This is a genomic window from Pseudomonas sp. SDO5591_S426 (assembly GCF_054070755.1).
In genome coordinates, this window is sequence record NZ_JBSVXD010000089.1 from 1 (window position 1) to 24438 (window position 24438).

Below are 24438 nucleotides of genomic sequence, written 5' to 3' on the forward strand. Positions count from 1 at the left end.
CTTTTGATTTTGGATTTTAAGATCAAAAGATCGCAGCCTTCGGCAGCTCCTACAGGGGGCGCGATTAATTTGTCAGTTTCAAAACCCGTATTCATGAGGAGAGCGCGCGTGTCGCCAAGCCTGTTCCGACGATAACCATCAGCCCGCTGTGCGTTTTCTGTTTCGCCCTTTTTTCGGCTGCTATTTATTACAGGCCCAGGTTCATGCCCGAATACGTCAATTGGCTTCGTCACGCTTCGCCTTACATCAACGCCCACCGCGATTGCACCTTTGTCGTCATGCTGCCCGGCGACGGCGTTGAACATCCGAACTTCGGCAATATCGTCCACGACCTGGTGCTGTTGCACAGCCTGGGTGTGCGGCTGGTGCTGGTTCACGGTTCCCGTCCGCAAATCGAAACGCGCCTCGCTGCGCGCGGCCTGACCCCGCATTACCACCACGGCATGCGCATCACCGATGCAGCGACGTTGGAGTGTGTGATCGACGCGGTCGGCCAGTTGCGCATCGCCATTGAAGCGCGCCTGTCGATGGACATGGCGTCCTCGCCGATGCAGGGCTCGCGCCTGCGGGTGGCCAGCGGCAATCTGGTGACGGCGCGGCCGATCGGCGTGCTCGAAGGCGTCGATTACCACCACACCGGCGAAGTGCGCCGGGTCGACCGCAAAGGCATCAATCGTTTGCTGGATGAGCGCTCCATCGTGCTGCTATCGCCATTGGGTTACTCGCCGACCGGTGAAATCTTCAACCTCGCCTGCGAAGACGTCGCCACCCGCGCGGCCATCGACCTGGGCGCGGACAAGCTGCTGCTGTTCGGCGCCGACCTGGGCTTGATCGACGAAAACGGACGGCTGGTGCGTGAGTTGCGCCCGCAACAGGTGCCGGCGCATTTGCAGCGTCTGGGCAGCAACTATCAGGCGGAACTGCTGGATGCCGCCGCCGAAGCGTGCCGTGGCGGCGTGGCGCGCAGCCATATCGTCAGCTATGCCGAGGACGGCGCACTGCTGACCGAACTGTTCACCCGCGACGGTGGCGGTACGTTGGTAGCGCAAGAGCAGTTCGAAGTGGTGCGCGAAGCGGCCATCGAAGACGTTGGTGGATTGTTGGATTTGATCAGCCCGCTGGAAGAGCAGGGCATTCTGGTGCGGCGTTCCCGCGAAGTGCTGGAGCGAGAAATCGAGCAGTTCAGCGTGGTCGAGCGCGAAGGCATGATCATCGCCTGCGCGGCGCTGTATCAGATTGCCGATTCGGATGCCGGGGAGCTGGCGTGCCTGGCGGTGAACCCGGAGTATCGCCACGGCGGTCGTGGCGATGAGTTGCTGGAGCGTATCGAAACCCGTGCCCGGGCGCAGGGCCTGAAGACCTTGTTCGTCCTCACCACCCGCACGGCGCATTGGTTCCGTGAGCGTGGCTTCGTGCCGAGTAGTGTTGATCGCCTGCCGTCGGCGCGGGCGTCGCTGTACAACTATCAGCGTAATTCGAAGATCTTCGAAAAAGCCTTGTAGCTTGATCGTTCCCACGCTCTGCGTGGGAACGCCTCTACGGACGCTCCGCGTTCGGCTATTGTTGGGACGCGGAGCGTCCCGGGCTGCATTCCCACGCAGAGCGTGGGAACGATCATGACCGGAGCAGCGGGTTATTCCTGCACAAACTTCGCGCTGACATACGGCGAGTAATCCGGCAGCACCGTCTCAACCTTCCCCTGTTCCTTCAAGAACTTCGCCGTCTCGCCAATCGCCTTGGCCGTGCCGCCATCCAGCAGTGCGCTGGTCAGTTGCGCCTTGGCATCCGGGAACGCGGAACCAGCCAGCAATTCCGGCACATCGGCAGCGTTGGCACCGGTCAATTTGGCGATTTTCTGTACAGGTACCGAATCGGCGGTCCAGGTGTCTTTGTGCGCTGCATAGTCGGCGAACGAGTCCAGGGTGACCTTGGCGAATTTGGCGATTACCTCCGGATGCTTCTCGGCGTAGTCCTTGCGCGCCACCCAGACTTCGAAGGTCGGCGCGCCCCATTGGCCGACCTGCGCGGCATCGGTCAAGGTCTTGCCAGTCTTGCGAATTTCCCCCAGCGCGGGCGACCAGACGAACGCGCCATCAATGTCCCCGCGTTTCCACGCGGCGGCGATTTCCGCCGGTTGCAGGTTCACCACGTTGACTTTCGACGCGTCCAGGCCCCAATGCTTCAGCGCACCCAGCAAACTGTAATGAGAAGTTGATACAAACGGCGTGGCGATGGTCTTGCCGATCAGATCTTGCGGTTTTTCGATGCCGCTGCCATTGCGCACCACCAGCGCTTCGGCCGCGTTGATCTGGGCAGAGACGATGAACGCGACAATCGGCAAATTACGCGAAGCCGCTGCGGCCAAAGGGCTGGAGCCGAGGTTGCCGATCTGCACATCGCCGGACGCAATGGCAGTGACCACTTCCGGGCCGCTGTTGAAGCGTCGCCAGTCGATTTTCTCGCCGATGGTTTTTTCGTACAGGCCATCCGCCTGGGGGACTTTGCTGGGGTCGATACCGGTCTGGTAGCCAACCGTGAGGCTCGTCGCGTGGGCCGATAGAGAATAAATCAGCGACACACAAACTGTAACAATTGATCTGGATAGTGCGCGTTTGGTCGACATGGAGTGGCCTTTTGAGATGGATATGTTTCCGAATTGCTTCAGAAACTAATCGATCTAAAAAAAGGCTAACAAATACTCTTTAGGAATTAGCTTATGAGTCGGCAGCTCTGAGCCGGACCGGTGAGTGAAATTCCTAAACGGTATGAGAAAAGAATGAATCAATTCTTTTCAGGTTTATGACAAGCGCGTGAACCTGCAAGGACCAAAAAACTGGGGATTAGACTATGGTCGTAGACACACATAGTTACGATTGACTTGTGAGTCACCGTCCGGCGCTAATCGCGCATCTTAGGATTCCAGGCACTTGACCCGGAACCAGGACTACAAGAATTAGAGACTAGAGGAGCTTCACCATGAACAAGTCCACCTTGGCTCTGGCCGTGGCCGTAGGGGTGTTGGCGCAGCAGGCAGGCGCCGCCGGTTTCATCGAAGACAGCAAGGCATCCGTTAGTTCGCGTACCTATTATTTCGACGCCGATAACCGTGAAGGCGCCAAGATCCCTGGCAACCGCCAGCGTGAGACCGCTGAGGGTCTGAAGTTCGATTACCAGTCGGGCTTCACCCAGGGTGTCGTAGGTTTCGGTATCGACGCCCAAGCGTTGGTCGGTATCCATCTCGACGGCGGCAAGGGCCATCACCCCACTCCCAACACATTCAGCCCGAGCGATACCGATGGCTCGGCGACCGATGAGTGGAGTCGTCTGGCTGGCAACGTCAAGGCGCGCTTCTCGAAGACAGAGGCCCACGTGGGCGGTGCTCTGATGCCGAACATGCCGATTTTGATTGCGAACGACAGCCGTGTGCTGCCGCAAACCTTTGAAGGTGGCACCATCACCTCGAAGGAAATCGACAACGTGACCTTCAACGTAGGTCAGTTGGAGCACGCAACTGGTCGCGCCTCCAGCAACAGCACTGGCCTGGCCGTGGCTGGCGGTACTCAGGACAGCAACCAGTTCCGCTACGCCGGTGCTGACTGGAAGGTCACCAAAGACCTGTTGCTGCAGTACTACTACGCGAACCTGGAAGACTACTACAAGCAGAACTTCCTGGGTCTGGTGCACGTTTACCCGATCGCGCCGAACCAGTCGTTCAAGACTGATCTTCGTTATTTCGACAGCAGTTCTGATGGCAAAAACGGCACCGCTGGCTATCAGTTCAACAACAACGGCGGTTACGCCAAGACTCCGGGCGAGGTCGATAACAAGACTTGGAGCGCCACGTTTACCTACACCCTGGGCGGCAACGCGTTCCTGCTCGGTCACCAGCGTGTCAACGATGACGGCGGCTTTGTTTTCCTTAACCAAGCCAACGTCGTCGATGGCAACGGTCGCAACGAAGGTGCCGGCGGCGCCAGCTTTTACTCCTTCACCGACGCCACTGTTGGCAGCTTCATCCGTGCCGGTGAAAACACCTCGTACGGTCAGTACTCCTATGACTTCGCCTCGTTGGGCGTACCAGGCTTGAAAGCTTCGGTGGCTTACCTGTATGGCCAGGACATCAAGGCTACCAACGGTACAGGAGATGACCTGAATGAGCGCGAAGTTGACACTCGCGTAGACTACGTAATTCAAACAGGCGTACTTAAAGGGTTCGGCACGACGCTGCGTCACGGTGCCTATCGTGGCAATACCAACGCGGACCAAGACCAGACCCGTCTGATCTTCAACTACACCTACAGCTTCATGTAATAGCGTTCTGCGAAAAGAGCCTCGCCGGATGGCGGGGCTTTTTTTGGACCGGTTTTCAATATTCCATAATGATAGTAGATACGTATTTTTTATTCTTTTTAGCTTTTTCCTCCAGCGATTACAGTAAGACCGTCCGACACGCACCGTAAGCCGCGGACCCCGCTTCAAATCCCTCGAAGATCAAAAAAGTTCAGGAATCGGCTTTCACGCCGATACCCCGAATCTGTGCTGTCGAGGCTTATTTCCCAATGCGATTAAAACAGTCTTGATGATTCTTTTTAGGATTATGAAGAGGTATTCTGCGCGCCCGAAAAATGACCGCTTCAGACGGTCCGGCGCGAATGGCGCGTCTGTGGATCCAGGGCATTCGACCCAGGACCAGCAGCACAAGAATTAGAAAACGATAGGAGCGAAACAAATGAACAAGTCCACCTTGGCCCTGGCTGTGGCCGTAGGGGTTTTGGCGCAGCAAGCAAGCGCCGCCGGTTTCATCGAAGACAGCAAGGCTACTCTGGGGCTGCGCAACTTCTACATCAACCAGGACTTCCGTGATGGCACCGGCAACGTCCCGAACAAAAACGAAGAATGGGGCCAAGGCTTCGATCTGCGTTTTATCTCCGGTTACACCCAAGGCACTGTCGGCTTCGGTATCGATGCGATCGGCCTGTTGGGCGTGAAGCTGGATTCGGGCGGTGGTACCAACGGTGCAGCGAACACCGCTGCTTACGGCGGTACTGTTTTCCCAAGCAAATCCAATGGCGAAGCAGTTGATAACTTCTCCAGCCTGGGCCTGACCGCCAAGGCCAAGATTTCCCAGACTGAGCTGAAGCTGGGTACCTTGCAGCCGAAACTGCCGGTCATCGTGACCAACGACGGTCGCCTGCTGCCGCAAACCTGGGAAGGCGGTCAGATCACTTCCGGCGAGATCAAGGACCTGACTCTGACGGGTGGCCAGATCGAGCACGTCAAGGGCCGCAACTCCAGCAACAATGAACAGATGTCTATCAACGGTGCTTCCCCACGCACCATCAATAGCAACAAGTTCATCTACGCCGGTGGTGACTACAAACTCACCAAGGACCTGACTGCGCAGTACTACTACGGCAACCTGGAAGACTTCTACAAACAGCACTTCCTGGGTCTGGTTCATAACTGGGCAATCGGCCCGGGCGTACTGAAGTCCGACCTGCGTTACTTCAACAGCTCCGACGACGGCGCCAACGGTCACGATCCGCTGTACTACAGCACCGGCAACTACAACGCGCCTAACGGTAAAGGCAAAGTCGACAACAACCTGTACAGCGGCCTGTTCCTGTACACCGTGGCCGGTCACACCTTCGGTGGCGGTTATCAGGTCAGCAACGGCAGCAGCGACTTCCCTTGGCTGAACCAGGGCGACGGTTCGTCGAACTACACCATCACCGACGCGCAAATCCAGAAGTTCGGTCGTGCCGGCGAGAAAACCTGGCAGGCGCGCTACTCCTTTGACTTTGCCAAGGTCGGCGTACCTGGCCTGACGGCAGGTGTGGTTTACCTGCACGGCGACGACATCGACACGGTGAACGCTGCCGGTCGCCAAGCCGCTAACGGTGCTTCCGAGTGGGAACGCGACCTGACCGTGGGTTACGTTGTCCAGTCCGGCGCACTGAAGAACCTCGGCCTGATGTGGAAAAACGCCACCTGGCGCACCGACCTGCCGAACACCCGTTCCCAGGACGAAAACCGCCTGATCGTCAGCTACTCGATCCCGCTGTTGTAATAGCGCTCGCCTAACTGACGTAAAAAAAGCCCCGCCCGGCATCACGCCGGGCGGGGCTTTTGCGTTTTCAAGACGGAGTCACCCCCGTAATCCCGCCTCGAAATTCCCCTCTTTTGCAGCAACTCAAGGCCTTCTCGAACCTTGGGGCCGATGTTCGGCGGGATGCGTGACCACGTCCAGTGAACAGATCTTTAATATTTCGTTTGGATCTAAATAAATCGATATTTATTCTTTTTAATAGATAAAAAACACAGGCACAGTGGGCTCAACCAGAACTCAAAAGGAGCAGCACACCATGGGTATCAGACTCGGCGATATCGCCCCCGATTTCGAACAGGATTCCAGCGCCGGTACCATCCGTTTCCACCAGTGGCTGGGCGATAGCTGGGGTGTGCTGTTTTCCCACCCGGCGGACTTCACGCCGGTGTGCACCACCGAGTTGGGCTTCACCGCCAAGTTGAAAGATGAATTCGCCAAGCGTGGGGTCAAGGCCATCGCGCTGTCCGTCGACCCAGTGGATTCGCACCACAAATGGATCGAAGACATCAACGAAACCCAGAACACCGTCGTCAACTTCCCGATCCTCGACGACGCCGACCGCAAGGTCTCGGACCTCTACGACCTGATCCACCCCAATGCCAACGACACCCTGACGGTGCGTTCGCTGTTCGTGATCGACCCGAACAAAAAGGTCCGGTTGACCATCACCTATCCAGCCAGCACCGGCCGTAACTTCAATGAAATCCTGCGGGTGATCGATTCGCTGCAACTCACCGACAACTACAAGGTGGCTACCCCGGCCAACTGGCAGGACGGTGATGAGGTGGTGATCGTGCCGTCACTCAAGGATGAAGACGAAATCAAACAGCGCTTTCCCAAGGGCTATCGTGCGGTTAAACCGTACCTGCGCCTGACGCCGCAGCCGAATCGTTGAAGAGTGATCGTTCCCACGCTCTGCGTGGGAACGCCGCCCGTGACGCTCTGCGTCACTGAGGACGCGGAGCGTCCATGGATGCATTCCCACGCAGAGCGTGGGAACGATCAGCAAAAAGCAGGGGATTTCAGGCCGTTTCGACGGCCTGTTTTTTTGCCTGAAAGAATTGAATTTGTATATCTCTTAAACGAATAACCAAATGAATAAATATGATTTATGGATATATAAATCACCTGTTAAGGTCACTCCATCGAAGCGAGATCGCAAATCGCGAATCGCCAACACCGTTCAAGGAATCGTCTGAATGCTGGTCGTCTCACTCGGTGGCAGTCCCAGCCAACGCTCCCGTTCCGGGGTGTTGCTGGAGCGCTCCCAGCGTTGGTTGCAAGGGCAGGGTGTGGAAGTGGTGAGTTACCAGGTGCGGGACTTCCCGGCCGAAGACTTGCTGCATGCACGCTTCGACAGCCCCAAAGTGATCGACCTGTTGCAACAGATTGAAAACGCCGATGGCTTGCTGATTGCCACGCCGGTCTACAAAGCTTCGTTCTCCGGTGCGTTGAAAACCGTGCTGGATTTGCTGCCCGAGCGCGCCCTGAGCCACAAAGTGGTTCTGCCGATGGCGACCGGGGGCAGCATCGCTCACATGCTGGCGGTGGATTACGCGCTCAAGCCAGTGCTGTCGGCGTTGAAAGCCCAGGAACTGTTGCAGGGGATTTTCGCCGTCGACAGCCAGATCGCTTATGGCGAAGGCAGTGCGCAAGCGCAGTTGGCGCCAGAGCTGGAGCAAAGATTGAATGAGTCGCTGGAGTTGTTTTTCAGCGCCATGGCGCGACGGCCGAAGCCGCTCGATCCGAACCTGTTGAATGATCGTTTGTTGACTGCTCGCTGGAGCATTTAAGCCTTACCCAAATTTTATGTAACTGGCCTTACTCGCCCGCTAACGGGCAAGCAGGTGCAGCCAAAAACCCTACTGCAAAAAGGAGAGCGCCATGCGCCCTGTCATTTTGCGTCGTGGTCTGGTCGCTCTGTTTGCTGCGGCTGTCACCTTCGGCGCCATTACTCAAGCTCAAGCTGAAACACTGCGTATCGGCTATCAGAAATACGGCACCCTGGTGCTGCTCAAAGCCAAAGGCACCCTGGAAAAACGCCTCGCCGCCCAAGGCGTGGACGTGCAATGGACTGAATTCCCCGGCGGCCCGCAACTGCTCGAAGGCCTGAACGTCGGCTCGATCGACTTCGGCGTCACCGGCGAAACACCGCCAGTGTTCGCTCAAGCGGCCGGTGCTGATTTGCTCTATGTCGCCTACGAACCGCCAGCGCCTCACAGCGAAGCGATCCTGGTGCCGAAGGACTCGCCGATCAAATCGGTGGCCGAGCTCAAGGGCAAGAAAGTCGTGCTGAACAAAGGCTCCAACGTGCACTACCTGCTGGTGCGTGCGCTGGAAGACGCCGGTCTCAAGTACACCGATATCCAGACCGTATTCCTGCCGCCGGCCGACGCCCGCGCCGCGTTCGAGCGTGGCAGTGTCGACGCCTGGGTCATCTGGGACCCGTACCAGGCGGCCGCCGAACAGCAACTGCAAGCGCGCACCCTGCGCGATGGGAAAGGCATCGTCGACAACCATCAGTTCTATCTCGCGACCAAGCCTTATGCGCAGAAAAATCCCGAGGTGATCAAGACCCTCGTGGATGAAGTGCGCGCGGTCGGTGAATGGTCCAAGGCCAACCCGGAAGACGTGACCAAACAGGTCTCGCCACTGCTCGGCCTGCCGGCGGACATCACCCTGACTTCGGTGAAACGCCAAGGCTACGGTGCGCTGTTCCTCACCCCGGAAGTGGTCGCCGCGCAGCAGAAAATCGCTGACAGCTTCTACCAGCTCAAGCTGATTCCAAAGCCGTTGAGCATCAAAGACGTGATCTGGACGCCACCGGCGGCCGTTGCCAAAGCTCAATAACCAAAGCCCAGCAAATCGATTCCCCAAGGAGACCACTCCATGAGCCTCAATATCTTCTGGTTCCTGCCTACCCACGGCGACGGCCATTACCTTGGCACCGCCGAAGGCGCTCGCGCCGTCGACCACGGTTACCTGCAACAAGTCGCGCAGGCGGCGGATCGACTGGGTTTCGGCGGCGTGCTGATTCCCACCGGCCGTTCCTGCGAAGACTCGTGGCTGGTGGCGGCGTCGCTGATCCCGGTGACCCAGCGTTTGAAATTTCTGGTCGCCCTGCGCCCCGGGATCATTTCCCCGACGGTAGCGGCGCGTCAGGCCGCGACACTTGATCGCTTGTCCGGCGGTCGTGCGCTGTTCAACCTGGTCACGGGCGGTGATCCGGAAGAATTGGCCGGCGACGGTCTGTTCCTGACTCACGAAGAGCGCTATCAGGCTTCGGTGGAATTCACCCGCATCTGGCGCCGCGTGCTGGAAGGCGAAACCGTTGATTACGACGGCCAGCACATCAGCGTGAAGGGCGCCAAGCTGCTCTATCCGCCGATCCAGCAACCGCGTCCGCCGTTGTATTTCGGCGGCTCGTCGGAAGCGGCGCAGGATCTTGCGGCAGAGCAGGTGGAAATGGTCCTGACCTGGGGCGAGCCACCGGCCGCCGTGGCCGAGAAGATTGCACAGGTGCGTGCGAAAGCCGCCAAGTTCGGTCGTACCGTGCGCTTCGGCATTCGCCTGCATGTGATCGTTCGTGAAACCAATGCCGAGGCCTGGCAAGCGGCGGACCGACTGATCTCGCACCTGGACGACGAAACCATCGCCCGTGCCCAGGCGTCCTTGGCGCGCTTCGATTCCGTGGGCCAGCAACGCATGGCGGCACTGCACGGCGGCAGCCGCGACAACCTGGAAGTCAGCCCGAACCTTTGGGCCGGTGTCGGCCTGGTGCGTGGCGGTGCCGGTACGGCGCTGGTGGGTGATGGTCCGACCGTAGCAGCACGCGTGAAGGAGTACGCGGACCTGGGCATCGACACCTTCATCTTCTCCGGTTATCCACACCTTGAAGAGTCGTATCGCGTTGCCGAGTTGCTGTTCCCGCACCTCGATATCGAACGTCCCGAGTTGCCGAAAAGCGCCGGTTACGTCAGCCCGTTCGGCGAGATGGTCGCCAACGACATTCTTCCCAAAGCCGCGTCGCAGAGCTGAGGCGCGCCATGAAGAAAATCATCCACAGTCTCGCGCCCTGGGCGTTGCCGGTGTTGCTGCTGGCGGTGTGGCAGTTGTCGGTGTCGGCGGGCTGGTTGTCGACGCGGATTCTGCCGGCACCGATCGCCGTGATCGAAGCCGGCGTGAGTCTGGTGCGCAGTGGCGAAATCTGGACGCACCTGGCAATCAGCGGCTGGCGCGCGGCGCTGGGCTTCGCCATCGGCGGCGGCATTGGCCTGACCCTGGGCTTCATCACCGGCCTGTCGAAATGGGGCGAGCGCCTGCTCGACAGCTCGGTGCAAATGATCCGTAACGTGCCGCACCTGGCGCTGATTCCGCTGGTGATCCTGTGGTTCGGCATCGACGAGTCGGCAAAGATTTTCCTGGTGGCGTTGGGCACCTTGTTCCCGATCTACCTCAACACCTATCACGGCATCCGCAACGTCGATCCGGCGTTGGTGGAAATGTCACGCAGCTACGGCTTGTCCGGTTTCAGCCTGTTCCGCCAGGTGATCCTGCCGGGTGCGTTGCCTTCGATTCTGGTCGGTGTGCGTTTCGCGTTGGGGTTCATGTGGTTGACGCTGATCGTCGCGGAAACCATTTCCGCCAGCTCCGGCATTGGCTACCTGGCGATGAATGCCCGGGAATTCTTGCAGACCGACGTGGTGGTGCTGGCGATCCTGATGTACGCGGTGCTCGGCAAGCTGGCCGACCTCGCGGCCCGTGGACTTGAACGCGTGTGGCTGCGCTGGCATCCGGCCTATCAGGTTGTAAAAGGAGGTGCCGCATGACTGCTCAACAACCTCCACGCCTGCTGCGCGGGATTCCGCTGGCCGTGCGCAAACTGCAAAAAACCTTCGGTTCGCGGCAGGTGCTGCGCGAGATCGATCTGCATATTCCGGCGGGGCAATTCGTCGCCGTGGTCGGTCGCAGCGGCTGTGGCAAAAGTACTTTGCTGCGCTTGCTGGCCGGGCTTGATCAGCCTACGGGCGGTGAGCTGCTGGCCGGTTCTGCACCGTTGAGCGAAGCGCGGGAAGACACCCGGCTGATGTTCCAGGAAGCACGTCTGCTGCCGTGGAAAAAGATCATCGACAACGTCGGCCTCGGGCTCAAGGGCAACTGGCGTCCCAAGGCTTTGGAAGCGCTGGAAGCGGTCGGTCTGGCGGATCGCGCCAACGAGTGGCCGGCGGCGTTGTCCGGTGGGCAGAAGCAACGTGTGGCACTGGCCCGCGCGCTGATTCATCAACCGCGTCTGCTATTGCTCGACGAGCCTTTGGGCGCGCTGGATGCACTGACCAGAATCGAGATGCAGCAACTGATCGAACGGCTCTGGCAACAGCATGGTTTTACCGTGTTGCTGGTGACCCACGACGTCAGTGAAGCCGTGGCAATCGCCGATCGGGTGATCCTCATCGAAGACGGCGAAGTCGGCCTCGACCTGCACGTGGAACTGCCGCGCCCTCGGGTCCGTGGTTCCCATCGGCTGGCGGCGCTGGAAACCGAAGTGCTCAATCGTGTGCTGTCACTGCCGGGCCAACCGCCGGAACCGGAACCTGTTTCACCGTTGCCAACGCAATTGCGCTGGGCTCAATAACTCAAGTCTTATCCAACGACAGGAATCAACATCATGACTATCAAAGCCATCAACGTGCGTAACCAGTTCAAAGGCTCCATCAAGGAAATCGTCCTCGGTGACGTGCTGTCGGAAATCGACGTGCAGACCGCCTCCGGCATCGTCACTTCAGTGATCACCACCCGCTCGGTGAAAGAGCTGGAACTGGCGGTTGGCAGCGAAGTGATCGCCTTCGTGAAATCCACCGAGGTGTCGATCGCCAAGTTGTAAACCGTGCGCGCAAACAGCAACCCCGAAGGGTTTTAGCCCTTCGGGGTTTTTTGTGCGTGTGATTCTTTGAGATCGGTGGTGCCGCCATCGCTGGCAAGCCAGCTCCCACAAATTTATTTGTCGTTCACAGATGCTGCATTCACTGAAGCTCCCTGTGGGAGCTGGCTTGCCAGCGATGAGGCCGGTGGTCGCGCTAGAGATCTCGCTTTGGCAGATACGGCGGGAGATAAAGCCCAAGGTAAGCATCAAACACCCGCATCCCTTCCTCGGCCATGCGCGGCGTGATCTGCCCGTGCTGTTGCACCGAGCGCGCGTAGACACGATCCCCGAGCTCCATGGCCAGCGCAAACACATCCACATCCCCCGGCAACTTCGGCAATTCGAAATGGTGATCGAATAGCTTGTGCATCAGGTCGCCCAGTTCGATGTCGTGCTGGCGGTCGGCCTGGGTGACTTCGGTCAGGCCGTGCTGGGCCAGGATCAGCTGGCGCGCGGCGGCATCCTCACCGTAGATGTCGAGCATGCGTTGCTCCACCAGCCGCGACAGGTCACGCCAACCGCTCAATGCATCGTGGTCGATGGGCGCTTGCAGGCAGGCGCGGAAGGCGGCGTGGACGTCGGCGGTCAGCGCTTCAAGCAGCGCCGGGACACTGGCGAAAAAATGGTAGACGGAGGAGGGCGGAATCTCCGCACGCTCGGCAACGCTGTAGATCGACAGGCTGGCCACGCCCTCGGCGGCCAGCAATGTGCGCGCGGCATCGAGGATCGAATCGATTCGCGCCTGGCTGCGTGCGCGGGGTTTGCGGGGAGTGGCTACGCGTGTCATTGAAGTCTCCTGCGGGGCAGCGGGCATTGTACGAGCAGGGTTGTGTGTTGTCTCGTCGGCCGCCATCGCTGGCAAGCCAGCTCCCACAAGGATCTGTTGTGGACGCGATATCCGCGTGCGCTACAAGACACTGTGGGAGCTGGCTTGCCAGCGATCCTCCGAAGGCGGCCATAAAAAAACGCCACAGGCTTCAACAGCCGGCGGCGTTTTTTCTACTGCAACCGATTAAACAGTATGCAGATACCAGTTGTACTCAAGGTCGGAGATGGAGTGTTCGAACTCCTCCAGCTCGCTCTCTTTGCACGCGACGAAGATATCGATGTATTTCGGATCGATGTACTTGGCCATGACTTCGCTGTCGTCCAGCTCGCGCAGTGCATCACGCAGGTTGTTTGGCAGGCTTTGCTCGTTCTGCTCGTAGCTGTTGCCTTCCACCGGAGCGCCCGGCTCGACCTTGTTGGTCAGACCGTGGTGCACGCCCGCCAGGACCGAAGCCATCAGCAAGTACGGGTTGGCGTCGGCACCGGCGACACGATGCTCGATACGCACGGCATCGGCAGAACCGGTCGGTACGCGGATCGCGACGGTACGGTTGTCCAGGCCCCAGCACGGCGAGTTCGGCACGTAGAACTGTGCGCCGAAACGACGGTACGAGTTGACGTTCGGGCAGAGGAAAGCCATCTGCGCCGGTAGGGTCTCGAGCACACCGCCGATCGCGTGACGCAGTGCGGCGTTCTGCTCGGGATCCTCACTGGCAAAAATATTCTTGCCATCTTTGTCGAGAATCGAGATGTGGACGTGCAGACCATTACCCGCCTGGCCCGGATAAGGCTTGGCCATGAAGGTGGTGTCCATTTCATGGTCGTAGGCGATGTTCTTGATCAGGCGCTTGAGCAAGACTGCATAGTCGCAGGCCTTGATCGGGTCGGCCACGTGGTGCAGGTTCACTTCGAACTGCGCCGGGGCACTTTCCTTGACGATCGCGTCGGCCGGAATGCCTTGCTCTTTCGCACCTTCCAGAATGTCCTGGAGGCAGTCGACGTATTCGTCGAGGTCGTCGATCAGGTAGACCTGTGTCGAGTGCGGACGTTTGCCGGAAACCGGCGAGCGAGGAGGTTGCGGTCGACCGTTCACGTTCTCCTGGTCGATCAGGTAGAACTCCAGTTCGAACGCGGCGCAGATGGTCAGGCCCATTTCGTCGAACTTGCGCACGACATTGGCCAGCACTTCACGCGGGTCAGCGAAGAAGGGTTCACCTTCGAGTTCGTGCATGGTCATCAACAGTTGCGCGGTCGGGCGCTTCTGCCATGGCTCGTTGCACAGGGTGTCGGGAATTGGATAGCAGATTCGGTCAGCATCACCGATGTCCAGGCCCAGGCCGGTGCTTTCCACCGTCGAGCCGTTGATATCCAGAGCAAATAGAGAGGCCGGCAGGTTGATGCCTTTCTCGTAAACCTTGTGGAGGCTGGTGCGTTCAATGCGCTTGCCGCGCACCACACCATTCATATCCGCAATCAGAAGGTCAACGTACAGAACCTCAGGATGTTCCTTAAGGAACGCGTTCGCTTCGTTAAGCTGAACGGCACGCGGGGGTACCGACATGATGCAACACCTTTGTTGTTAAAAATATCAATCATTGATCTTTTCTGGTTTCAGTCAACCCGAACGGCCTGCCGAAGTCAAGCGAGGCCTTTTATGCCCTGAAAAAGCGCCGCAAGGGCATTTATGGGGCACTTTGGGGCATTTTTCTGCCCTCGGACGGCTGGGTACCCGCACAGTTGAGCGGGCCGTGTTGTATTTTTTACGGGGGTGTTGTGTAAAAAAATGAACAAGGCTAAGCTCGAATCAAACCCATAACAGCAATAATACCGGGGTGCTTCATGTCTCGCCTGCCGTTAATCGGCCTCACCGACTGCTCTGTGCAGAACGGTCTGCATGCTTGCCACATCAGTGGCGACATCTGCGTCAGTGCTAAGGTCTCAGCGGCTTCTGGCCTGGCGGCGATCCTTGCTTCCCCGGCGGATCGACCATCCCCGTCCGATATTCTGGACGTTCGAGATGGCACACCCATTACGGTTACTCCATTCAATATAGAACCGATTCACAATAGCGGCTCGGCCATTGCGCAGGGCACCGCTCGTGATTCTGCACGCCCGGTGTTTATCGGGCTGCCTGGAAAAACACGATAGCCTGTCGTAGACACGCATTCCAACGTGACGCCGATGCGTCAAACATCGCCTGACTCCCGAGAGTCGGGAAACTCAAAGCCTAGAGGCATTTATGAGTCACAACCTCGACCAGCTCACCGATTGGTTGAAAGACCACAAGATCACAGAAGTCGAATGCATGATCGCCGACTTGACCGGGATCACCCGGGGCAAGATTTCGCCGACCAACAAATTCATCGCCGAAAAAGGCATGCGTCTGCCAGAGAGTGTGCTGTTGCAGACCGTGACCGGCGATTACGTCGAAGACGACATCTATTACGAACTGCTCGACCCGGCCGACATCGACATGATCTGCCGCCCCGACCAGAGCGCGGTGTACGTGGTGCCTTGGGCCATCGAGCCGACCGCCATCGTTATCCACGACACTTACGACAAGCAGGGCAACCCGATTGAGCTGTCGCCGCGCAACGTGCTCAAGAAGGTCCTGAAACTCTATGCCGACAAGGGCTGGCAGCCGATCGTGGCGCCGGAAATGGAGTTCTACCTGACCAAGCGCAGCGACGACCCGGACTACCCGTTGCAACCGCCAATCGGCCGTTCCGGTCGCCCGGAAACCGGTCGCCAGTCGTTCTCCATCGAAGCGGCGAACGAATTCGATCCGTTGTTCGAAGACGTCTACGACTGGTGCGAATTGCAGGAGCTGGACCTCGACACGCTGATCCACGAGGACGGCACGGCGCAGATGGAAATCAACTTCCGTCATGGCGATGCCTTGTCCCTGGCCGACCAGATCCTGGTGTTCAAGCGCACCATGCGCGAAGCCGCGCTCAAGCACGACGTGGCCGCCACCTTCATGGCCAAGCCCATGACCGGTGAGCCGGGCAGCGCCATGCATTTGCACCAGAGCATCATCGACATCGAGACCGGCAAGAACATCTTCTCCAATGAAGACGGGACCATGAGCCAGTTGTTCCTGCACCACATCGGTGGCTTGCAGAAACTGATTCCCGAGTTGTTGCCGCTGTTCGCACCCAACGTGAACTCGTTCCGCCGCTTCCTGCCGGACACCTCGGCACCGGTAAACGTGGAATGGGGCGAAGAGAACCGCACCGTGGGCCTGCGGGTGCCAGATGCCGGCCCGCAAAACCGTCGGGTGGAAAACCGCCTGCCGGGTGCCGATGCCAACCCGTACCTGGCGATTGCCGCGAGCCTGCTCTGCGGTTACATCGGCATGGTCGAAGGCCTGAACCCGAGCGCACCGGTGGTGGGCCGTGGCTATGAGCGCCGCAACCTGCGCCTGCCACTGACCATCGAAGACGCGCTGGAACGCATGGAAAACAGCAAGACCATCGAGAAATACCTGGGCAAAAATTTCATTACTGGCTACGTCGCGGTCAAGCGGGCCGAGCATGAAAACTTCAAGCGCGTGATCAGTTCGTGGGAACGGGAATTCCTGCTATTCGCCGTCTGATGCGCCGGGCGCTGCCGTTTTCGGGCAGCGCCTTCACCTGATTTTTTAGGAGATTCGTATGACCAGCAACAACCCGCAAACCCGTGAATGGCAAACCCTGAGCAACGATCACCACCTGGCCCCGTTCAGCGACTTCAAGCAGCTGAAAGAGAAAGGCCCGCGGATCATCACCACCGCCAAGGGCGTGTACCTGTGGGACAGCGAGGGCAACCAGATCCTCGACGGCATGGCCGGCCTGTGGTGCGTGGCGATCGGTTACGGTCGTGACGAGTTGGCCGATGCCGCCGCCAAGCAAATGCGCGAACTGCCTTACTACAACCTGTTCTTCCAGACCGCTCACCCACCGGTGCTGGAACTGGCCAAGGCCATCTCCGACATCGCGCCTGAAGGCATGAACCACGTGTTCTTCACCGGTTCCGGTTCCGAAGGCAACGACACCATGCTGCGTATGGTCCGCCACTACTGGGCGATCAAGGGCCAGCCGAAGAAGAAAGTCATCATCAGCCGCAAGAACGGCTACCACGGTTCCACCGTGGCCGGCGCGAGCCTCGGTGGCATGACCTACATGCACGAACAAGGCGACTTGCCGATCCCGGGCATCGTCCACATCGCCCAGCCGTACTGGTTCGCCGAAGGTGGCGACATGACTCCGGACGAGTTCGGGATCTGGGCTGCCAATCAGCTGGAAGAGAAGATTCTGGAAGTCGGCGTCGACAACGTCGGTGCCTTTATTGCCGAGCCGATCCAGGGCGCCGGCGGCGTGATCATTCCGCCAGACAGCTACTGGCCGCGCATCAAGGAAATCCTCGCCAAGTACGACATCCTGTTCGTGGCTGACGAAGTGATCTGTGGTTTTGGTCGTACCGGTGAGTGGTTCGGTACCGATTTCTACGGCCTCAAGCCCGACATGATGACCATCGCCAAAGGCCTGACCTCCGGCTACATCCCGATGGGTGGCCTGATCGTGCGTGACGAAGTGGTCGACGTGCTCAACGAAGGCGGCGACTTCAACCACGGTTTCACCTACTCCGGGCACCCGGTGGCCGCTGCCGTGGCACTGGAAAACATCCGCATCCTGCGCGAAGAAAAAATTGTCGAGCGTGTGCAGACAGAAACGGCACCGTATTTGCAGAAACGTCTGCGGGAACTGAACGATCACCCGTTGGTGGGGGAAGTTCGTGGGGTGGGTCTGTTGGGGGCCATCGAACTGGTTCAGGACAAGGCCACACGCAAGCGCTACGAAGGCAAGGGCGTCGGCATGATCTGCCGGCAGTTCTGCTTCGATAACGGCCTGATCATGCGCGCCGTCGGCGACACCATGATCATCGCGCCGCCGCTGGTGATCACGCCTGCGGAAATCGATGAGTTGGTCGCCAAGGCACGCAAGTGCCTGGACCTGACCCTGAGTGCATTGCAGGGCTAAGTGCTAGGCTCTGAGCGAAGGCGCCGCGGCACCTTCGCTTGGGAACGTCAGAAAGGTTGGCCTTTTCTTGAAAGACCGCCTCGGATCTTGCCAGACTAGCCGCGGTTCCAGTTGTCGGGGTTCGGCCGCTGAACAAAGTGGTTCAAAAAAGAAAAATTTGGAGCATTAACGCATGAAGGCATTAGGCAAAAAGCTTGCTGGCAAGACTCTTCTCGCCATGTCCCTGATGGGCATTATGGCGGGCGCGGTTCAGGCGGACGACAAGGTGTTGCACGTCTATAACTGGTCCGATTACATCGCTCCGGACACCATCAAGAAGTTTGAAGACGAGTCGGGCATCAAAGTGGTCTACGACGTTTTCGACAGTAACGAAACCCTGGAAGCCAAGTTGCTGGCAGGCAAGTCCGGCTACGACATCGTCGTACCGTCGAACAACTTCCTGGCCAAGCAGATCAAGGCTGGCGTCTACCAGAAGCTGGACAAGTCCAAACTGCCTAACTGGAAAAACCTGAACACCGACCTGCTCAAGGCGGTATCGGTCAGTGACCCGGGCAACGAACACGCTTTCCCGTACATGTGGGGCTCGATCGGCATCGGCTACAACGCCGAGAAGGTCAAGGCTGCACTAGGTGCCGACGCACCGGTCGATTCCTGGGACCTGATCTTCAAGCCTGAAAACGCCGCCAAGCTGAAGTCCTGCGGCATCAGCCTGCTGGATTCGCCAACCGAGATGATTCCGGTGGCGCTGCACTACCTGGGCCTGCCAACCGACAGCCAGAAGAAAGAAGACATCGACAAGGCTGAAGCGCTGATCATGAAGGTCCGTCCTTCGATCGCCTACTTCCACTCGTCCAAGTACATCTCCGACCTGGCCAACGGCAACATCTGCGTGGCCGTGGGTTACTCGGGTGACATTTACCAGGCCAAGTCCCGCGCGGCTGAAGCCGGTGACAAGGTGAAAGTCAGCTACAACATTCCGAAAGAAGGTGCCGGCAGCTTCTACGACATGGTCGCCATCCCTAAAGATGCCGAAAACGTCGAAGGTGCCTACAAGTTCATGACCTTCCTGCAGAAGCCGGAAATCATGGCTGAAATCACCAACGCCGTGCGTTTCCCGAACGGTAACGCGGCTGCCACTGCGTTGGTTGATAAAGACATCACCAGCGATCCAGGCATCTACCCGCCGGCAGACGTGCTGGCCAAGCTGTACGCGATTGCCGACTTGCCGGCCGCGACCCAGCGGATCCTGACTCGCAGCTGGACCAAGATCAAATCCGGTAAATAAGCCGGTTTGATGGAACAACCTGTTGCCGTCGTCTGTGCGATGGCGGCAGCAGGTGTAATTAAATGACAGAAAGTTTTGCTGGAACGGTTTTTCGAGGGTAAGTTGCGCGCCGGTTTTGTTGCTGGGCAACCACGGTTGTCATGTAACGCGGGGCAACTTGGGCCCAACTAACTTTTAGAGGACCTCCACTTGCCTATTTTTTCTTTGTTGCGCAATGCCATGCTGTTCGGCGCCGGACTGACGCTTGTCGCCAGTGTTCAGGCCGCCGGCACCGTGCATATTTATAACTGGTCGGATTACATCGGTGAGACCACCCTGGCCGACTTCCAGAAAGAGACCGGCATCAAACCGGTCTATGACGTGTTTGACTCCAACGAAACCCTGGAAGGCAAGTTGCTGGCCGGTCGTACCGGTTACGACGTGGTCGTGCCGTCCAACCACTTCCTCGGCAAGCAGATCAAGGCCGGCGCGTTCCAGAAGCTCGACAAGTCGCAGCTGCCGAACTACTCGAACCTCGACCCTGTATTGCTCAAGCGTCTGGAGCAGAACGATCCGGGCAACCTGTACGCCGTGCCGTATCTGTGGGGCACCAACGGCATCGGTTACAACCCTGAAAAGGTCAAGGCTGCGCTGGGCGTCGACAAAATCGATTCCTGGGCTGCGGTGTTCGAGCCGGAAAACATCAAGAAGCTGAGCAAATGCGGCGTGGCGTTCCTCGACTCCGCCGACGAGATGATGCCTACGGTCCTCAACTACATGGGCCTGGATGCCAACAGCACCAACCCTGAAGACTACAAAAAGGCCGAAGCCAAGTTGCTCGCGGTGCGGCCTTACGTGACGTATTTCCACTCTTCCAAATACATCGCGGACCTGGCCAACGGCGATATCTGCGTCGCGATCGGGTTCTCCGGCGACATGTTCCAGGCCCGCAACCGCGCTGCTGAAGCCAAGAAAGGCGTAGACATCGTGTACTCGATTCCCAAGGAAGGCGGCGCACTATGGTTCGACATGCTGGCGATTCCTAAAGACTCGGCCAACGTCAAAGAGGCGCACGCGTTCATCAACTATTTGCTGAAACCTGAGGTGATCGCCCAGGTCAGTGATTACGTCGGCTATGCCAACCCTAACCCTGGGTCGGACAAACTGATGGAACAGTCCATACGCACCGACGAAGCGGTTTATCCACCGCAGGCCGTACTCGACAAGACCTACGTGTCCATCGAGTTGCCACCGAATATTCAACGTTTAATGACCCGCAGCTGGACCAAGGTCAAGTCGGGTAAATAGCTTCAAGGCTCAAACTATCCAAAGTTGGCTCACCTTGAGCGAACTGCACTCTTTTTTCTGGGAGTTTCGTAAATGGCAGTTGCCTCCGGCGCCTATAAGAAAGCCCTCGAGGGCGACCAGTCACCTAAACAGGTGCTGGTCAAAATCGACCGGGTCACGAAGAAGTTCGACGAGACGATTGCCGTGGACGATGTGTCCCTGGAAATCAAGAAAGGCGAGATTTTCGCCCTGCTCGGCGGTTCGGGATCGGGCAAATCCACCTTGCTGCGCATGCTCGCAGGTTTCGAACGGCCCACGGAGGGGCGCATTTTCCTCGATGGCGTAGACATCACTGACATGCCGCCATACGAGCGGCCGATCAACATGATGTTCCAGTCCTACGCCTTGTTCCCGCACATGACCGTGGCGCAGAACATCGCCTTCGGCCTCAAGCAGGACAAACTGCCTGCCGCTGAAGTCGATGCTCGCGTGGCCGACATGCTCAAGCTGGTGCAGATGAGCCAGTACGCCAAGCGCAAGCCGCATCAGTTGTCCGGCGGCCAGCGTCAGCGTGTGGCCCTGGCCCGTTCGCTGGCCAAGCGACCGAAGCTGCTGTTGCTCGACGAACCGATGGGTGCACTGGATAAAAAACTGCGCTCGCAAATGCAGCTGGAGCTGGTCGAGATCATCGAGCGCGTCGGCGTAACCTGCGTCATGGTGACCCACGACCAGGAAGAGGCCATGACCATGGCCGAGCGCATCGCGATCATGCACCTGGGCTGGATCGCCCAGATCGGCAGCCCGATCGACATCTACGAAACCCCGACCAGCCGCCTGGTCTGCGAATTTATCGGTAACGTGAACATCTTCGAAGGCGAAGTGATCGACGACGCCGAAGGCCACGCGATCATTACCTGCAAAGACATGGACCATCAGATCTACGTTGGCCACGGCATCAGCACTTCGGTGCAGGACAAGTCGGTCACCTACGCGATCCGTCCGGAGAAGCTGCTGGTCACCGCTGACATGCCGACCTGCCAGTACAACTGGTCCAGCGGCAAGGTCCACGACATCGCCTACCTCGGCGGTCACTCGGTGTTCTACGTTGAATTGCCGAGCGGCAAGATCGTCCAGTCGTTCGTCGCCAACGCCGAGCGCCGTGGCCAGCGCCCAACCTGGGGTGACCAGGTTTACGTGTACTGGGAAGACGACAGCGGCGTGGTACTTCGCTCATGAACATGCGCAAATTCAAACGCCGCCTCAATCGAATAATTCCCGGTGGCCGCCAACTGGTCATCGGGGTTCCCTTCATCTGGCTGTTCCTGTTCTTCATGTTGCCGTTCTTCATCGTCCTGAAGATCAGCTTCGCCGAAGCCGACGTGGCCATCCCGCCGTACACCGAAATCTACAGCTACGCCGAACAGAAATTGCAGCTGCTGCTGAACCTTGGCAATTACGCGATGCTGGCCGGCGACGAGTTGTACATCGCCGCGTACCTCGGCTCGTTGAAGATGGCGCTGATCAGCACCATCCTCTGTCTGGTGATCGGCTACCCGATGGCCTACGCCATCGCCAGCGCCCGCAAAGAGATGCAAACGGTGCTGGTGTTGCTGATCATGATGCCCACCTGGACCGCGATCCTGATCCGCGTTTACGCGTGGATGGGCATTCTCAGCAACAACGGCCTGCTCAACGGTTTTCTGATGAGCATGGGCTGGATCAACGAACCGCTGCAGATCCTCAACACCAACCTCGCGGTGTACATCGGCGTCGTCTATTCGTACCTGCCGTTCATGATCCTGCCGCTGTACGCCAACCTCGTGAAGCACGACAACAGTTTGCTGGAAGCCGCCTCCGACCTCGGTTCGAGTACCTTCAACAGCTTCTGGAAGATCACCATCCCGCTGTCCAAGAACGGCATCATCGCCGGCTGCATGCTGGTGTTCATCCCGGTGGTGGGTGAGTTTGTGATCCCGGAACTGCTCGGCGGTCCGGAAACCCTGATGATCGGTAAAGTGCTCTGGCAAGAGTTCTTCAACAACCGTGACTGGCCGGTGGCGTCCGCCCTGGCGGTAGTGATGCTGGCGATCCTGATTGTGCCGATCATTCTGTTCAACCGCAGTCAGGCCAAGGAAATGGAGGGTAAAGAATGAAGCGCTTCCGTTTCTCCAGCCTGATGCTGGTACTGGGTCTGCTGTTCATCTACGCGCCGATGCTGATCCTGGTGATCTACTCGTTCAACGCCTCGAAACTGGTGACGGTGTGGGGGGGCTGGTCGATCAAGTGGTACGTCGGCCTGCTCGACAACACCCAACTGATGGGCTCGGTGGTGCGCTCGCTGGAAATCGCCTGCTACACGGCAGTTGCAGCGGTGGCGCTGGGTACATTGGCGGCATTCGTCCTGACCCGCATCACGCACTTCAAGGGCCGCACGCTGTTCGGCGGCCTGGTGACGGCGCCGTTGGTAATGCCGGAAGTGATCACCGGTCTGTCGCTGTTGCTGCTGTTCGTGGCGATGGCGCAGATGATCGGTTGGCCACAGGAGCGCGGCATCGTCACGATCTGGATCGCTCACACCACGTTCTGTGCGGCGTATGTGGCGGTGGTGGTCTCGGCGCGCTTGCGTGAGCTGGACCTGTCCATCGAAGAGGCGGCCATGGACCTCGGTGCGCGGCCGTGGAAGGTGTTCTTCCTGATCACCATCCCGATGATCGCGCCATCGCTGGGCGCGGGCGGCATGATGTCGTTCGCTCTGTCGCTGGATGACCTGGTGCTGGCGAGCTTCGTGTCGGGTCCGGGTTCCACGACCTTGCCGATGGAAGTGTTCTCGGCGGTGCGTCTGGGCGTGAAGCCTGAGATCAACGCCGTGGCCAGCCTGATTCTGCTGGCGGTCTCGCTGATGACTTTCCTGGTGTGGTTCTTCAGCCGTCGCGCAGAAGAAAGCCGCAAGCGTGCGATTCAGCAAGCCATCGAGGAAAGCGCAGCCGACTCGTGGAAACAGCCGGACGTGCGCCGCGCGCAACAGGCGCCGGAAGCGGCGTAACAGCAAAAGATCGCAGCCTACGGCAGCTCCTACAGAGGAATGTGTACTCCGGTAGGAGCTGCCGCAGGCTGCGATCTTTTGATTTTCAGGACTATGCAATCCAAGGCGACTTGCGGATGATCTCAACGAAGTTCATCGGCTTGAAGCCCGGTTCGCTGTCCACCAGCACGTCAGCATTCACCGTACCGAACGTTGTGTCCGGCTTGTGTTTGAAGCCGTTGGCGAACGCGCAGAGGATGCACTCCTTGAACCCTTCACCCCGTGGATGCGCATGCACCACCGCTTCGCGCTGCACGGTGGGAAATGCTGCGTAGTCGATACCCAGCACATCCATTTCAACGCCGGCGGTCACCAGTGCCACGTTGGGGCGCAGGTGGTGCACCACATTCGGTGTAGTGTGCAGAGCAATCGACAGCCACACTTGCTCGATATCGTCATCCGAAAAGCCGTACGGCTGAAGGAACGCTTTGGCGGCATTGGCGCTATCGACTTCGAAACGCTCGTTGTCTGTGCGGTGACCTTCCACCAGGCCCAGGTCATGGAACATCGCGCCGACGTACAACAACTCAGGGTTATAGGCCAGTTGCTTGCGTTCACCGCTCAGCGCACCGAACAGAAAGACGCGACGCGAGTGGTGATAAAGCAGGTCGGACTCGACATCACGGATGTATTCGGTGGTGGCTTTGGCCAATGCGCTGTCGGGAATTTTGATACCGGCAATGGTGGTGCTCATGGGAGTTTCCTCATGGTGAGCGCCGTGGCGGCGCTGAGGTGTCCAGTCTGTTCGCCCCCCTGAAACCGGACAATCGATCCATGGCTGCGATCCCGGCCAATGAACATGCATATCGCGCCAGCCTCGCTTGTTGGACCTGGATTGGCTAGGGTGCATGCAGACCCTGTAGGAGCGAGCCTGCTCGCGATGGGCGTGAAGGCGCCGCGTTCATCCAGGCAGCCCGCGTCATCGTT

22 protein-coding genes are annotated in these 24438 nt (G+C 58.7%); 17 read left to right on the forward strand and 5 right to left on the reverse strand.

What is annotated here, in order from left to right:
* Positions 1–233: hypothetical protein (locus tag ACW9JC_RS17715; protein ID WP_457456442.1), on the reverse strand; the 233-nt coding region annotated here is incomplete at its 3' end.
* Between ACW9JC_RS17715 and argA the strand changes: the two genes are divergently transcribed.
* Positions 204–1502, forward strand: a complete 1299-nt coding sequence (argA, locus tag ACW9JC_RS17720) for an amino-acid N-acetyltransferase (RefSeq protein WP_075946396.1) — start codon at positions 204–206, stop codon at positions 1500–1502. The two genes, ACW9JC_RS17715 and argA, sit on opposite strands and share 30 nt — an antisense overlap.
* Positions 1503–1633: 131 nt before the next feature.
* Here the strand turns inward: argA and tauA are convergent, their stop codons facing one another.
* Positions 1634–2623, reverse strand: coding sequence for a taurine ABC transporter substrate-binding protein (gene tauA / locus ACW9JC_RS17725; protein WP_457456444.1), 990 nt, complete (start codon positions 2621–2623; stop codon positions 1634–1636).
* 353 nt (positions 2624–2976) lie between these two features.
* Between tauA and ACW9JC_RS17730 the strand changes: the two genes are divergently transcribed.
* From ACW9JC_RS17730 to ACW9JC_RS17770, 9 genes are all read left to right on the forward strand, one after another.
* A complete protein-coding gene (locus ACW9JC_RS17730; RefSeq protein ID WP_457456446.1) occupies positions 2977–4311 on the forward strand; it encodes an OprD family outer membrane porin in 1335 nt (444 codons plus the stop codon).
* Between the two features lie 418 nt (positions 4312–4729).
* Positions 4730–6070 carry an OprD family porin gene (locus tag ACW9JC_RS17735; RefSeq protein WP_457456448.1) on the forward strand — a complete coding sequence of 447 codons (1341 nt, stop codon included), beginning with the start codon at positions 4730–4732 and terminating at the stop codon, positions 6068–6070.
* A 295-nt stretch (positions 6071–6365) separates the two neighbouring features.
* On the forward strand, positions 6366–7004 hold the full coding sequence (locus ACW9JC_RS17740; protein WP_338583762.1) for a peroxiredoxin: 639 nt from the start codon (positions 6366–6368) through the stop codon (positions 7002–7004).
* A 304-nt stretch (positions 7005–7308) separates the two neighbouring features.
* Complete coding sequence (ssuE, locus tag ACW9JC_RS17745) at positions 7309–7902, forward strand: NADPH-dependent FMN reductase (RefSeq protein ID WP_338583761.1); 594 nt, start codon at positions 7309–7311, stop codon at positions 7900–7902.
* Between the two features lie 91 nt (positions 7903–7993).
* Entirely contained in the window at positions 7994–8959 is a 966-nt protein-coding gene (locus ACW9JC_RS17750) for a sulfonate ABC transporter substrate-binding protein (protein ID WP_448109714.1), read from the forward strand.
* A gap of 39 nt (positions 8960–8998) precedes the next feature.
* The gene (gene ssuD, locus ACW9JC_RS17755) at positions 8999–10147 is read left to right on the forward strand and encodes an FMNH2-dependent alkanesulfonate monooxygenase (protein ID WP_457456451.1); all 1149 of its coding nucleotides are present in this window, start codon (positions 8999–9001) and stop codon (positions 10145–10147) included.
* An 8-nt stretch (positions 10148–10155) separates the two neighbouring features.
* Positions 10156–10938 (forward strand): aliphatic sulfonate ABC transporter permease SsuC, encoded by a 783-nt coding sequence (gene ssuC / locus ACW9JC_RS17760; protein ID WP_056854057.1) that lies wholly within the window; start codon positions 10156–10158, stop codon positions 10936–10938.
* On the forward strand, positions 10935–11741 hold the full coding sequence (ssuB, locus tag ACW9JC_RS17765) for an aliphatic sulfonates ABC transporter ATP-binding protein (protein ID WP_095196294.1): 807 nt from the start codon (positions 10935–10937) through the stop codon (positions 11739–11741). The genes ssuC and ssuB overlap by 4 nt, the downstream gene beginning before the upstream one ends.
* A gap of 33 nt (positions 11742–11774) precedes the next feature.
* Positions 11775–11990: a TOBE domain-containing protein gene (locus ACW9JC_RS17770; protein ID WP_007967989.1), complete on the forward strand. Its 216-nt coding sequence runs from the start codon at positions 11775–11777 to the stop codon at positions 11988–11990.
* Positions 11991–12183: 193 nt separating this feature from the next.
* Here ACW9JC_RS17770 and ACW9JC_RS17775 read toward each other — a convergent pair whose 3' ends face one another.
* Both ACW9JC_RS17775 and ACW9JC_RS17780 read right to left on the reverse strand, forming a co-directional pair.
* Positions 12184–12816 (reverse strand): TetR/AcrR family transcriptional regulator, encoded by a 633-nt coding sequence (locus ACW9JC_RS17775; RefSeq protein ID WP_457456453.1) that lies wholly within the window; start codon positions 12814–12816, stop codon positions 12184–12186.
* 225 nt (positions 12817–13041) lie between these two features.
* A complete protein-coding gene (locus ACW9JC_RS17780; RefSeq protein ID WP_160386188.1) occupies positions 13042–14418 on the reverse strand; it encodes a glutamine synthetase family protein in 1377 nt (458 codons plus the stop codon).
* 678 nt (positions 14419–15096) lie between these two features.
* On the opposite strand from ACW9JC_RS17780, the gene ACW9JC_RS17785 reads away from it, so the two are divergent.
* The 7 genes from ACW9JC_RS17785 (at position 15097) to ACW9JC_RS17815 (ending at position 23472) form a co-directional block, all read left to right on the forward strand.
* Positions 15097–16455, forward strand: coding sequence for a glutamine synthetase family protein (locus ACW9JC_RS17785; RefSeq protein ID WP_338583756.1), 1359 nt, complete (start codon positions 15097–15099; stop codon positions 16453–16455).
* A gap of 58 nt (positions 16456–16513) precedes the next feature.
* Positions 16514–17878, forward strand: a complete 1365-nt coding sequence (locus ACW9JC_RS17790) for an aspartate aminotransferase family protein (protein ID WP_457456456.1) — start codon at positions 16514–16516, stop codon at positions 17876–17878.
* 172 nt (positions 17879–18050) lie between these two features.
* A complete protein-coding gene (locus tag ACW9JC_RS17795) occupies positions 18051–19163 on the forward strand; it encodes a polyamine ABC transporter substrate-binding protein (protein WP_338583754.1) in 1113 nt (370 codons plus the stop codon).
* 189 nt (positions 19164–19352) lie between these two features.
* The gene (locus ACW9JC_RS17800; RefSeq protein WP_457456458.1) at positions 19353–20450 is read left to right on the forward strand and encodes a polyamine ABC transporter substrate-binding protein; all 1098 of its coding nucleotides are present in this window, start codon (positions 19353–19355) and stop codon (positions 20448–20450) included.
* Positions 20451–20522: 72 nt separating this feature from the next.
* Positions 20523–21665, forward strand: coding sequence for an ABC transporter ATP-binding protein (locus tag ACW9JC_RS17805; protein WP_457456460.1), 1143 nt, complete (start codon positions 20523–20525; stop codon positions 21663–21665).
* Between the two features lie 35 nt (positions 21666–21700).
* A complete protein-coding gene (locus ACW9JC_RS17810) occupies positions 21701–22582 on the forward strand; it encodes an ABC transporter permease subunit (RefSeq protein ID WP_448109970.1) in 882 nt (293 codons plus the stop codon).
* Positions 22579–23472, forward strand: coding sequence for an ABC transporter permease subunit (locus ACW9JC_RS17815; protein ID WP_338583751.1), 894 nt, complete (start codon positions 22579–22581; stop codon positions 23470–23472). Before ACW9JC_RS17810 ends, ACW9JC_RS17815 begins: the two co-directional genes overlap by 4 nt.
* A gap of 91 nt (positions 23473–23563) precedes the next feature.
* On the opposite strand, the gene ACW9JC_RS17820 is transcribed toward ACW9JC_RS17815, so the two are convergent.
* Positions 23564–24205 (reverse strand): HD domain-containing protein, encoded by a 642-nt coding sequence (locus tag ACW9JC_RS17820; protein WP_457456463.1) that lies wholly within the window; start codon positions 24203–24205, stop codon positions 23564–23566.
* Between the last annotated feature and the right edge of the window lie 233 nt (positions 24206–24438).